The organism is Abyssibius alkaniclasticus (assembly GCF_020447305.1).
Lineage (GTDB): Bacteria > Pseudomonadota > Alphaproteobacteria > Rhodobacterales > Rhodobacteraceae > Abyssibius > Abyssibius alkaniclasticus.
In genome coordinates this window covers 3,018,544-3,030,503 of sequence record NZ_CP095732.1, presented here as the reverse complement: position 1 = coordinate 3,030,503, position 11,960 = coordinate 3,018,544, and the positions used below count along the sequence as shown (strand labels likewise).

The 11,960-nt window shown below is 63.0% G+C and carries 12 protein-coding genes and 1 other RNA gene; 8 read left to right on the top strand and 5 right to left on the bottom strand.

Annotated features, from left to right (window positions below):
* Window positions 1–55: 55 nt before the first annotated feature.
* Window positions 56–1,612: an exodeoxyribonuclease VII large subunit gene (gene xseA, locus LGT41_RS15100; RefSeq protein ID WP_274127754.1), complete on the top strand. Its 1,557-nt coding sequence runs from the start codon at window positions 56–58 to the stop codon at window positions 1,610–1,612.
* A gap of 8 nt (window positions 1,613–1,620) precedes the next feature.
* Here the strand turns inward: xseA and LGT41_RS15095 are convergent, their stop codons facing one another.
* Together LGT41_RS15095 and nudC are read right to left on the bottom strand one after the other, a co-directional pair.
* Complete coding sequence (locus LGT41_RS15095) at window positions 1,621–2,076, bottom strand: SRPBCC family protein (protein ID WP_274127753.1); 456 nt, start codon at window positions 2,074–2,076, stop codon at window positions 1,621–1,623.
* A gap of 2 nt (window positions 2,077–2,078) precedes the next feature.
* Complete coding sequence (gene nudC / locus LGT41_RS15090) at window positions 2,079–3,053, bottom strand: NAD(+) diphosphatase (protein WP_274127752.1); 975 nt, start codon at window positions 3,051–3,053, stop codon at window positions 2,079–2,081.
* A 67-nt stretch (window positions 3,054–3,120) separates the two neighbouring features.
* Between nudC and LGT41_RS15085 the strand changes: the two genes are divergently transcribed.
* From LGT41_RS15085 to rsgA, 3 genes are all read left to right on the top strand, one after another.
* Complete coding sequence (locus LGT41_RS15085) at window positions 3,121–4,206, top strand: NAD(P)/FAD-dependent oxidoreductase (protein ID WP_274127751.1); 1,086 nt, start codon at window positions 3,121–3,123, stop codon at window positions 4,204–4,206.
* A gap of 30 nt (window positions 4,207–4,236) precedes the next feature.
* Window positions 4,237–4,335, top strand: an RNA gene (gene ffs / locus LGT41_RS15080) — signal recognition particle sRNA small type.
* 147 nt (window positions 4,336–4,482) lie between these two features.
* Entirely contained in the window at window positions 4,483–5,490 is a 1,008-nt protein-coding gene (gene rsgA / locus LGT41_RS15075; RefSeq protein ID WP_274127750.1) for a ribosome small subunit-dependent GTPase A, read from the top strand.
* Here rsgA and LGT41_RS15070 read toward each other — a convergent pair.
* Entirely contained in the window at window positions 5,487–6,269 is a 783-nt protein-coding gene (locus LGT41_RS15070) for a Hint domain-containing protein (RefSeq protein ID WP_274127749.1), read from the bottom strand. The two genes, rsgA and LGT41_RS15070, sit on opposite strands and share 4 nt — an antisense overlap.
* Window positions 6,270–6,571: 302 nt before the next feature.
* The gene (locus tag LGT41_RS15065; RefSeq protein WP_274127748.1) at window positions 6,572–7,063 is read right to left on the bottom strand and encodes a phosphatase domain-containing putative toxin; all 492 of its coding nucleotides are present in this window, start codon (window positions 7,061–7,063) and stop codon (window positions 6,572–6,574) included.
* Between the two features lie 109 nt (window positions 7,064–7,172).
* On the opposite strand from LGT41_RS15065, the gene LGT41_RS15060 reads away from it, so the two are divergent.
* The 4 genes from LGT41_RS15060 to LGT41_RS15045 all read left to right on the top strand — a co-directional run bounded on the left by LGT41_RS15060 (window position 7,173) and on the right by LGT41_RS15045 (window position 10,486).
* Entirely contained in the window at window positions 7,173–8,924 is a 1,752-nt protein-coding gene (locus LGT41_RS15060) for a DNA polymerase III subunit gamma/tau (RefSeq protein WP_274127747.1), read from the top strand.
* Window positions 8,925–8,981: 57 nt separating this feature from the next.
* Entirely contained in the window at window positions 8,982–9,326 is a 345-nt protein-coding gene (locus LGT41_RS15055; RefSeq protein ID WP_274127746.1) for a YbaB/EbfC family nucleoid-associated protein, read from the top strand.
* A complete protein-coding gene (gene recR, locus LGT41_RS15050; protein ID WP_274127745.1) occupies window positions 9,326–9,922 on the top strand; it encodes a recombination mediator RecR in 597 nt (198 codons plus the stop codon). Before LGT41_RS15055 ends, recR begins: the two co-directional genes overlap by 1 nt.
* 246 nt (window positions 9,923–10,168) lie before the next feature.
* Window positions 10,169–10,486, top strand: coding sequence for a DUF6280 family protein (locus LGT41_RS15045; protein WP_274127744.1), 318 nt, complete (start codon window positions 10,169–10,171; stop codon window positions 10,484–10,486).
* 51 nt (window positions 10,487–10,537) lie between these two features.
* Here the strand turns inward: LGT41_RS15045 and LGT41_RS15040 are convergent, their stop codons facing one another.
* Window positions 10,538–11,956, bottom strand: coding sequence for a mannose-1-phosphate guanylyltransferase/mannose-6-phosphate isomerase (locus tag LGT41_RS15040; RefSeq protein WP_274127742.1), 1,419 nt, complete (start codon window positions 11,954–11,956; stop codon window positions 10,538–10,540).
* Window positions 11,957–11,960 lie beyond the last annotated feature (4 nt).

Sequence of the window (11,960 nt, the reverse complement as noted above, 5' to 3'; positions counted from 1 at the left end):
GCCTTCTGTTCGCGCCGTTCTAAGGTTGGCAGGCAGCTATGGCAAGGACGCGGCGATGAACGAGCTACTCGACGATACAGATTCCGGCTCAAACGCCCCCGAATTTTCGGTATCCGAGCTTTCGGGCGTGCTGAAACGCATGATCGAGGGCGAGTTTTCGCATGTGCGGGTGCGCGGCGAGCTTGGTCGCGTGTCGCGCCCGGCCTCGGGGCATATTTATCTGGACCTGAAGGACAATAACGCCGTGCTGGCCAGCGTCATCTGGAAGGGCACGGCCAACAGGCTGCCCATGCGGCCCGAAGAAGGCATGGAGGTTGTTGCCACCGGGCGGCTGACGACCTTCCCCGGCCAAAGCCGCTACCAGCTTGTGGTGGAAAGCATGGCCCCTGCGGGTGTGGGGGCGCTGATGGCGATGCTGGAAAAGCGCAAGAAGGCACTGGCGGCCGAGGGGCTGTTCGATGCAGCGCGCAAGCGTCCGCTACCCTATCTGCCCCGCGTGATCGGCGTTATCACCTCGCCCAGCGGGGCGGTCATCCGCGATATTCTGCACCGTCTGCGCGACCGTTTTCCAAGCCGCGTGGTCATCTGGCCTGTCGTTGTGCAGGGTGAAGCCTGTGCCGGGCAGGTGGCGGCCGCAATCCAGGGCTTCAACGCGCTGCCCCAGGGCGGCGCTGTGCCGCGCCCCGATGTGCTGATCGTGGCGCGCGGTGGTGGCTCGGTCGAAGACCTGTGGGGGTTTAACGAGGAAATCGTCGTGCGCGCAGCGGCAGAAAGCAGCATTCCGCTGATTTCAGCCGTGGGGCATGAAACCGATACCACGCTGATCGACCTGGCCGCCGATATGCGCGCGCCAACCCCCACGGCGGCAGCCGAAATGGCGGTGCCGGTGCGGGCCGATCTGCTGGCCACGCTGGCCGGGCTGGACCAGCGCCGCCAGGGGGCGGCTGCGCGCCTGCTGTCGCAACGCAGCCAGCGCCTGCGCGACCTTGCGCGCGCTTTGCCCAGCCCTGAAGGGCTGCTGGCCGACCGCCGCCAGCGGCTGGATTATGCCGGGGCCAACCTGCCGCGCGCATTGGTGCATCTGACACAGAAAAAGCATCTGGCGCTGGGTGCGGGCCGCGCCGGCCGCTTTGGGCCAGCCCTGCTGCGCGAAGGTATCCTTCAGCGCGCGCGACGGCTCGACAGGGCCGAAAACCGCCTGAATGCGCTGCGCGAAGCCCAGCGCGCCCGCCGTATCGACAGATTCGCCCAGCTTGCGCCGCGCCTTCGCCCCGAATTGCTGGCCCGCCAGACACGCCAGCTGCATGGCCAGCTTGACGGGGCTACAAGCCGCGCCGGGGCTGCCTATGCGCGCAGCCTTGCGGCGCTGGCCCGCAACCTTGGCGCGCTCGACCGCACGCTCAACACGCTGTCCTACCAATCCACCCTTGCGCGTGGCTATGCCGTGGTGCGCAGCCAGGGGCAGGTGGTGACGCGCGCCGCCGCCTTGCAGGGTGCTGCTCCAATCGAGGTTGAATTTGCCGATGGCCGCATTGCCGCGCAAACCGGGGGCACGGCACCCGCGCCAAAGCCCCTGAAAACCCCGCCAGGCAAGCAGGGCAGTCTGTTTTAGCGCCGCTGTCAGGGCTTGTATTCGGCTTCCATCTGCGTGGCCATGCGCGCCGCCGCCTCGGCCAGGTATCGCTCGAACCGCGCGCGCGCCAGTTGCAGCGTTTGAAAAATCAGCCGCCCCGCCAGCGAGCGCGCGGCGGTGTCAATGCTCATCTCCATCTCGCATTGCGCAGCGCCGGTGGCGGTGAAAGCATAGGTCACGCGCACGTCAAACTTGCTGGAGCCCGTGCTGAACTCGATCCGCTCATGCGGATCATAGCCTGTCAGCCGGACATTGAAACGCCGCATCCGGCCCCGAAAATCAGCCTCTACCCGCCATTCGCTGCCCAACTCCACGCCTGTGCCATTGATGCGGGTGAATTTGGCGCCGCCCGCGCCTTCGCGTTCAAACCGGGCGAAATCGCTGGCGGCGTTGAAGGCAAATTCCTGGGGGGTGGCGATGCTGCGGCGGTGTTCTAGATGCATGGTCAGTCCTGGGTCAAATCATCAAGCGCGCCCTGTGCCCAGGCCTGCAACAGCGTATGGGCTATGGCGCCTTTACGGGCGGGCATAATTTCATCATCCTGGCCGGCCAAAGCCAGCGCAAGGCGTTCGCGGCTGACCCAGAATGCCGCTGCAAGCTCGTTTGGGTCAATGGTAATGTCGCGCCCTGCCGCCTCGGCATAGCAGCCAAGCATCAGCGAGCTTGGAAAGGGCCAGGGCTGGCAGGCCAGATAGCGCACCGCATTGCAGGTAATGGCGGTTTCTTCGGCCACTTCGCGGCGCACGGCGCTTTCCAGGCTTTCGCCCGGTTCAACAAAACCTGCCAGCAGCGAATACATCTTTTCGGGCCAATGCGGCGAGCGGCCCAGCAGCACATCATTGCCATGCACCACAAGCATGATGACAACCGGGTCGGTGCGCGGAAAATGAGACGCGGAGCAGGCCGGACAATTGCGTTGCCAGCCCCCTGCGGCGCTTTGGCTTGGCGCGCCGCATCTGGCGCAGAAACGGTGGGTTTCATGCCAGCCCAAAATCGCCTTGGCGGTGGCGGCATCGCCCGCATCATCGCCCGAAAGCGCGGTAATTGCGTTGCGCAAGTCGGTAAAGTGGCTGCCTTGCGGCAGGTCGGGGTGGGTTTGCGCGCTCCTGTCCAGAAAGCCCGCCGGCGCTTCGCCGTCTGTCGGCCCTTCCCAGTTTGAGACATCATGCGCAAAACGCGGCGCGCCGTCGATCAGCCCCAGAAACACCGGGGCGCCAGTCGCGTGGCCAACAAAGGCGTGGTCGGTTGGCAGCCAGCACAGGCGCGGTGCCTGCGCGCCCTCCACAAGCGGCTTGCCGCGCCATAGCAGCATGGTGCGTGCATCGGGTTGCTGCGCAAGCGCATCCGCGCTGGCGCGCAAATGCTGCGCACGGTCCAGCCGCCCGCCTGCAAATGTGATGTTCTCGCCGTTCTTGCCCATAGGTCTTGCTGCTTTCAGCCCGCCTGCTAACCTGGGCAGAACCTAGACGCATAAGGACGGGCGGGCAATGACCAAGGCGCTGATTGTTGGGGCGGGTATTAACGGGCTATGCACCGCCTGGGCGCTGCTGCGCGCCGGGTGGCAGGTGCAGATCGTCGAGGATGGCCCCATTCCCAACCCGCTTTCGGCAAGCTGGGATTATCACCGCATCATCCGCCCGCATTACGCGGCGTTTCCGGGCTATGGCGCGCGCATCGGTGCGGCCCATGCGGCCTGGGAGGCACTTTTTGCCGATATCGGCAGCGCGCCCTATGTGGAAACGGGCGCGATTTCCATTTCGCATCAGCAAGGCGACCCGGCGGATATTTCCGCCAGATCGCTGGCCGAAACCGGTGTCGCGCATGAGGTTCTGGCCCCCGAGGATCTGGAAAAACGCTTCCCGATGATCGAATCATCGACCGCGCGCTTTGCGCTGCTGTCAGGCGGTGGCGCGCTGCTGGCCGATCAGATCATCACCGGGTTGCTGCGCTGGCTGGTGGCCCGGGGTGCCGTGCTTGTGCCGCAGTGCCGCGTGCTGGCGGTTGATACGGCGCGGGGCGCGATCTCCACCACTCAGGGCGCCATGCAGGCCGACCAGTTGATCGTGGCGGCCGGCATTGGCCTGCCCGCTCTGTTCCCCGATATGGCCGCCTTCACCCCGCGCCGCAGCCTTGTGGTTTATGCCGACCCGCCGCCGCATTGGCAGGCGGCCTGGGCCAGCGGCCCGTGCTGGACAGGTATTGGCGGCGATGATGATTGCTGGGGCATTCCACCCATCGGCGATATTCCCATGAAGCTGGGGCTTGGCCGCCTGTCGCACGTGGCCAACCCGCAGTTTGACCGCCCCACCAGTGCCGCAGATACCGCCGAAATTCTTGCAGGCTATATCGGCATTTTCAAGGATGCCGAAGCCTTCCGCCCACGTTTCACGCTTGCCAATTTCTACCTGATGGCGCCCGATGAGCGGTTTTTGCTGCAACGGCGCGGTGAAACCCTGGTGTTGACGGCCGATAGCGGCCACGGGTTCAAGTTCGGCGCGCTGACCGGGCTGGATGTGGCCGCAGCCCTTGCGGGCGACGAGGCGGCCATCATGCAGCGGCTGGCAGGCTATTGACCCTGTTGCCGCGCCCCCCTATATCGGGGGTGAGAGGTTGGCGCGGGCGAGCGCCTCGCCAACCCGGCCAGGTCCGGAAGGAAGCAACCGTAACGAGCCCCGCTTGGGTCGTTGTCCAGCCTCTCACTTAACGCCTGTTTGCGAAAGGATACGCCATGACCGCCATTGCAATCCTTCGGGCCGCCGCCTGATTTCAGGCCAGCCGCCCTTTGAACATTCGCCTAACCCCTGCTGTGCGGGGCCAAGGCACATTGTTTTGCCAAACAGGGTAATATTTTGACATATTCCACACTTGCCGATCTTGGATGGTCGGCCCATTTCGCGCGCCAGCTTGACGATGACAGCACGGGCACGCCCGCACGCCTGTGCGAAATTCACCGCGACCGGGTCGAGGCGCTGTCGCCCGCCGGCCCGCTTACCTTGCGCAGCCCAGACTCGACCGGCGCCTATGCTGTGGGCGATTGGGTTCTGGCCAGGGATGGCCTTGTTCTGTCGCGTCTGGAGCGGCTAACAACCGTCTCGCGCCGCGCGGCGGGCGAGGCAGCGCAGCGGCAGCTAATTGCCGCCAATGTCGACACGCTTGGCATTGTCACAAGCTGCAACGACGATTTCAATGTCGCGCGGCTGGAACGCTACCTTGCGCTTGCCGCGATGGGCGGCAGCCTGCCGCTGATCATTCTGACCAAGGCCGATCTGACCGATGAGCCCGACGATTTTCGCCGTCAGGCCGAGGCGCTGTCGCCGATGGTCAGTGCCATCGCGCTCAATGCGCATGATGCGGCGGCGGTCGACCAGCTTACCCCCTGGTGCAAATCGGGGCAGACGCTGGCGCTTGTCGGCTCCTCCGGCGTTGGTAAAACCACGCTGCAAAACGCGCTGACGGGCATTATTGATGCCACGCAAGACATTCGCAGCGATGATGCCAAGGGCCGCCACACCACCACCGCCCGCGCGCTGCGCCCCACTTTGGCCGGCGGCTGGCTGATCGACACGCCCGGAATGCGCGAGCTGCGCCTGACCGATGCGGCCGAGGGCATTGATGCGGTGTTTGACGATATAGTCTCGCTGATCACCCAGTGCAAATTCAACGATTGCGCCCATGAAACCGAACCGGGCTGTGCCGTGCAAGCCGCCATTGCCGCAGGCGCGCTGGATGCCGGGCGGCTGAAACGCTGGCGCAAACTGAAGAACGAAGACCGCTACAGCACGGAATCGGTTCACGACGCGCGCGAGCGATATCGCAAGCTCGGCAAAATGTATAAGGCGCATAAAAAGCCGCGTTAACAGGCCAGAATTCGCGCCTCGATCGATGTCAGCGTTGGTCTGACCGATGGCTCCGTCCGCTCTGCTGCAAACCGCGCGGGAAAGAGCCGCTGCAACTCGGCATAGCTTTGGCGCGTCGCCGGGTTGTCGGCCGCCTGTGACGGATGAAAGCTTTCGCTCAGCGCGCCGTTCGCCCAAATCAGCTCGTGCTTATCGAACATAATGTGGAAATAGCGCACGAATTGCATGGAATATGCGGGCCTGATCGTGCGGTCATTGACAAGGTCTTTGGCGTGAACAAGCAGTTGCGGGCTGTCAAACAGCAGGTTGGCCGTGGCGCTGTCTATCAGCATCCGATGCGCGGGTGAAACAGTAAGCGCGCTATGCGGCTTGCCCGGCCCAAAGGCATTCGCCGCAATGCAAATCGGGCGGTTGGGGCCGATTGCGCCAACACTTGTTGTGCCGATCCAGCGAATTTCCTGCGCGCCACTGTCAAGCGTGGCCACGCTGTCGCCAATTTCAAGCGATTCGACCGGAACTTCGCCAGCGGGCGTGGCAATCATCGTGCCTTCGGCAAAACAGAAAACGCCATCTTCATTTGGCCCCACGCGGTGGTTGCCATTCTTGAACATGCCGTTGGCTTCGTTTGTGGGCGGGCCAAGCACCAGTGTGTAAAGTTTGCCGGTGTCGGGGCCGGACGTGATTCTGATGATGGCGATTCGCGACGATGCGTCCGGGTCAATCGGCTTGTTCCCGTTGGCCCAATTCGCAGACCCTTCGTATTTAACGGTAAATGTCACATTTGTCTGCGTGACATTATTGTAATCCGTATAACTTATACGGTCATCCGCCGCCTCGTTTGCAGCAGTATTCGGATCATTTCCGACAAAATTCTCGGCACCAGAATTTATAGTAAAGTTTAGCGGATTAGTGTTATTGACGACGAACCCAGCGGCATTTGAAAAACTGTTTATGCCTTGGCCGACATAGTTAAATACAGCCATTGTCCGCCCTCCAAAATAGTTACCAGAAACTTAAGGTTGAACCCAAAGCTCATCAATCAATCACAGAATTACTTTAGCATATTTGTCGTCGAAAGTCGTTAACTTTCACTTGATGAAATGCAACTTGCCCACAGGAATTGCGCATCGGTTTCCACAGCGCCCGGGCGTATGTTGCGCAAGGCTGCAAGCGCCGTATCGGCCTGCATCGCGCGTTCGACCATCAGCCGCAGCAGCACCATGCCCGACCGGCCCTGCCCGCCGTAGCAATGTGCTAAAACACGCCCGCCGCCATCCAGCACGTCATGCAGCCGTGCCGAAAGCCCGTCCCATGCCGCCCCGAAAGCAGGCGTGCCAAAGTCGCGCACGGGGAAATGCGCCCATGCAACCCCGTGCTGCGCCAAAAGACCGCCCATATCGGCCATATTATGGCGCTCCATTTCCGCCAATTCTGTCATCGATACAACAATGTCCGGCCGCCACGCGCGCAGCACGGCCATGTCATCCAGTGCCGCGCCAAAGCGGCCGGGCAGGGGGCAAATGCCCAATCTGCCGCCCTTTGGCGCTGCCAGCTCTGCAATTGCAAATGTCATATTCACCCCCGTTCCGCCCAGCCTAGCCAAAGCCGCAAAACTGGCAAGGGGCGCGCTTGTGCTTTGGCCGAGCGCGCCCTAGTCTGGCGGCCAAGCAGCAAGGCCAAACATGACCGACACCACCCCAAGTTACCGCGTGCTTGCGCGCAAATACCGCCCCGAAACCTTTGCCGATGTGATCGGGCAGGATGCGCTGGTGCGCACGCTGAAGAACGCGTTCGAGGCCGACCGGATTGCCCATGCCTTCATCATGACCGGCATTCGCGGCACCGGCAAAACCACCACGGCACGGATCATTGCAAAGGGGCTGAACTGCATCGGCCCCGATGGCACCGGCAAGCCCACAATCTCGCCCTGCGGGCAATGCGAGCCCTGCCTTGCCATTGCCGAAGGTCGCCATGTCGATGTGATCGAGATGGACGCCGCCTCCAACACCGGCGTTCAGAATATCCGCGATGCGATTATCGAGGGCGTGGCCTATCGCGCCGCCTCGGCCCGCTACAAGGTGTTCATCATCGACGAGGTGCATATGCTGTCGACCTCGGCCTTCAATGCGTTGTTGAAAACGCTGGAAGAGCCGCCCGCGCATGTGAAATTTATCTTCGCCACAACCGAAATCCGCAAAGTGCCGGTGACGGTGCTTTCCCGCTGCCAGCGGTTCGATCTGCGCCGCATCGAGCCCGAAGACATGCTCGCCCTGCTGCGCAAGATCGCCAAGGCCGAAGGCGCTGAAATTGCCGAAGACGCGCTGGCGCTGATCACCCGTGCTGCTGAAGGTTCGGCGCGCGATGCAACTTCGCTGCTCGATCAGGCCATCAGCCACGGGGCGGGGGAAACCACGGTGGCGCAGGTGCGCGCCATGCTTGGCCTTGCCGATCGTGGCCGCGTGCTGGACCTGTTCGACCTGATCGTGAAGGGCGATGCGGCGGGTGCCCTGGGCGAGCTTGCCGGCCAATATGCCGATGGCGCCGACCCGATGGCCGTTTTGCGCGATCTGGCCGAAATCACCCATTGGGTTTCGGTCCTCAAAATCACACCCGAGGCGATAAACGACCCGACGATAGGTGCGGATGAGCGGGACCGTGGCCAGACCATGTCGGCTGCTTTGCATATGCGCGTGCTGACCCGCATGTGGCAAATGCTGCTCAAGGCGCTGGAGGAGGTGGCCAGCGCGCCCAATGCGATGATGGCCGCTGAAATGGCCATTATCCGCATGACCCATGTCGCCGATCTGCCCAGCCCCGAGGAACTTGTGCGCCGTCTGGCCGATGCGCCACCGCCCCCAAGCCCGCCATCCGGTGGTGGCGCCGGTGGCGGTGGCGGTGGTGGCGGCGGTGGTGGGGGTGGCGCTGCGCCGCGCGGGGCGTTCAACGGCGCGAATCTGTCCATCGTTGCCGATATGGCCGAGGCACCCGACCCGCTGGCGCGCTATGCGCAGTTTGAAGATGTCATCACCCTCATCCGCACGCGGCGGGACATGCAACTGCTGGTCGAGGTTGAAACCCATTTGCGGCTGGTGCGCTATGCGCCGGGGCGGATTGAATTTGCACAGGGCAATGATGCCCGCGCCGACCTTGCCCAACGGCTTTCCCAGCGGCTGCAAAGCTGGACCGGGGCGCGCTGGGGCGTTTCGGTTGTGGCTGAAAGCGGCGTCGATGCGGCGCCCACAATCGCCGAGATCCGCGCGCAAACCCGGGCCGACCTGACAGCGAAGATCATGGAACATCCGCTTGTGGCCGCGGCCCTGGCCGCTTTTCCCGGTGCCGAGATGCGCCCGCCGTCGATTGACACTCCGCTTGAAGATTTGGCCGAGGCCGAGGATATGGGTGCAGAGAACTGGGACCCGTTCGAAGAAGACTAACCCTTGTTGCGCGCTTGCCCGCTGCTTAAATGAAGGGCGAAGCGATAGGAGAATGACATGCTGAAAGGTTTGGGCCAGATCGGCGATATGGCCAAGATGATGAAACAGGCGCAAAAACTGCAAAGCCAGATGGCCGAGGTGCAGGAAAGCCTTGATACGATCAGGGTCGAGGGGCGTTCGGGCGCCGGGCTTGTCACCGCCACAGCCACCGCCAAGGGCGAGCTGATCGGGCTGGAGATCGACCCGTCCATCTTCAACCCCGACGAAAAGGAAGTGGTTGAAGACCTGATTCTGGCCGCCATCAAAGATGCGCAATCCAAAGCCGGCGAGGCGGCACAGGCCGCGATGGCCAAAGTCACCGAAGGGTTGGACCTGCCGCCCGGCATGAAACTGCCCTTCTGATGTCGGGCACCCGCGCTGTTGATACGCTGATCGACCTGATGGCCCGCCTGCCGGGGCTTGGGCCACGCTCGGCCCGGCGCGCGGTTCTGGCAATGATTCGCAGCCGCGGCCTGCTGCTCGACCCGCTGGCGCAAGCCTTGGCCGAAGTGGCCCGCGATGTGCGCGAATGCGTGCGCTGCGGCAATATCGCCACCGAAGACCTGTGCCCGATCTGCACCGATGCCCGCCGCGATGCCCGCCAACTGGCCGTGGTGCAGGAAGTTTCCGACCTTTGGGCGATGGAGCGCACGCTGGCCTTCAAGGGGCGGTATTTCGTGCTTGGCGGCCTGCTTTCGGCGCTGGATGGGGTAACGCCCGAACGGTTGCGCATTCCCAAACTGGTGCGCAATTGCGCCGAAGGCGTGGATGAGGTTATCCTTGCGCTCAGCGCAACGATAGACGGGCAAACCACCGCGCATTACATTGCCGAACAGCTTGCGGGGCAGGGAATCACCCTCACCACCCTTGCACAGGGCGTTCCCGTGGGTGGCGAACTTGATTTTCTGGACGATGGCACGATCAGCGCGGCCTTGCGCGCCCGAAAAGGGCTGCAATAGCAAAATCTTGCCGGGTTGACCCGAGGAAAGTTTCGCTTCTCACGCCGCCGTGATTTTTTACCATTTGGTAATGATTCCAACCGTTTACCACCTTGCAAATCGCGCGGCCATTGAAATTGCGGCAATTTTTTGCCTAGACATGCAAAAAATGCATAGGAGATTTGCGTTTCAGCCCCTATGTAACTGTCAGAAAAACGTCATATTGCACTGCACACAGACGCAGACTGTATAAAGACTGGATAGAATATGTTCGACGATGTAGATAGCGCCGCTTTCACAAGCGAGCAGGGCAACCGTGCCCAGCGGCTTTTTGCTGCCGTCGTGTTGGCCGCTTTGGATGACGCGATTGCTGATGACAAGAAATACGGCAACGGCCCCGAAGTGATTGCCCGTTGGGCGCGTTCGCGCGATGGCCGCGAGGTGCTGATGTGCGCCGGGATCGAGCCGAACGAGCGTTCGGTCGGCGGCATGATGGATTTCGTTCGCCGTGGTGTGCGCACCTCGGTTGCGCTGTCGCGCGAAGAAAGCGAACGCCAGCATCAGGCCCAGCTCGCCGCTGCTTAAAGCCGCACAAAACCGTATGAATTCGGGCCCCCAGGCGGGGCCCTTTTCGTCTCAGTCGCGCGCATAAACATCATCATAGCGGATGATGTCATCTTCGCCCAGATAGTCGCCCACCTGCACTTCGATCAGGATCAGCGGCGCATCAGTGGTGTTTTCCAGCCGGTGCTTGGCGCCAAGCGGCACGAAAAGCGACTGGTTGGCCTTCACATCGCGCGTCGCCTCGCCCACGGTCACGCGGGCCAGCCCCTCAACCACCACCCAATGTTCCGAGCGTTGCTTGTGGCTTTGCAGGCTCAGCTTGCCGCCGGGGCGCACGAAAATGGTTTTCACCTGAAACCGGGTGCCTTGCGCCCGTTGCTCGAACCAGCCCCAGGGGCGGAAATGGCGCTTGAAGGCGGTTGCCGTGGCGTTGTTGTGCGATTTCAGCAGCGCCACGACCGATTTGACCGCCTGCGCCTTGGCCATATCGGCCACCAGCACGGCATCATTCGTGGCGACGGCCACGATATTGCGCAAGCCCAGCCCGACAAGCGTTGTGCCGCCCGGCTCGCTGCTCAGCAACGTATCAGCACAGTCCAGCGCCACCGCGCCGCCCAGCGTGGCCACGCCGTGTTCATCACGCGCAGCATCCTCCCAGATCGCCTTCCAGTCGCCAAGGTCGCTCCAGCCTGCCGCGATCGGCACGACATCCACATTTGCGGCGCGCTCCATCACGGCATAGTCAATTGAAATGGCGCGCACCTCGCCAAAGCCCGCACCAAGGCGCAGAAAGTCGAGGTCGCGGGCGGCGTTGTCCAGCGCGGCTTGCGCAGCAGCCAGAACATCTGGCGCATGGGTGGAAAAGGCCGCCAGCATCGCTTCGGGCGCGCACAGGAAAATGCCCGCATTCCACAGGCTGCGCCCCTCGGCCAGCAGGGCTTTGGCGCGCGCCGCATCGGGTTTTTCGATGAAACGCGCCACGGGGCCGGGGGTGTTGGGCGCCGCATTCTCTGCGGGTTCGATATAGCCATAGCCGGTTTCAGCCCGGTCAGGCTGCACCCCGAAGGTAACAAGCCTGCCGATTTGCGCAGCCTCAAGCCCTGCCTTCAGCGCCGGCATGAACGCCGCAGCATCCATTTTATGATCGGACGGCATGACCAGCATCGCACCCTTGCCCTGTGCGCGGCACAGCAAGGCGGCAGCGGCAATCGCCGGGGCGGTATCGCGCGGGCAGGGCTCGACAACCAGGTCAACCTCAACGCCCAGTTCAGCGGCCTGCTCGGCGACGACAAAGCGAAAGTCATGCGCGGTCAGCAGCATGGGCCTGCCAAGCCCCAGCGCCTGCGCGCGCAAAAGCGTGTGTTGCAGCAGGCTCGCTTGGCCCGCAAACCGGTTGAATTGCTTGGGGTGGTCGGCGCGGCTGGCCGGCCAAAGCCGCGTGCCACCGCCGCCGCATAAAATGACCGGGGTTATGTCAGCCAGTTGCGCCATAGCC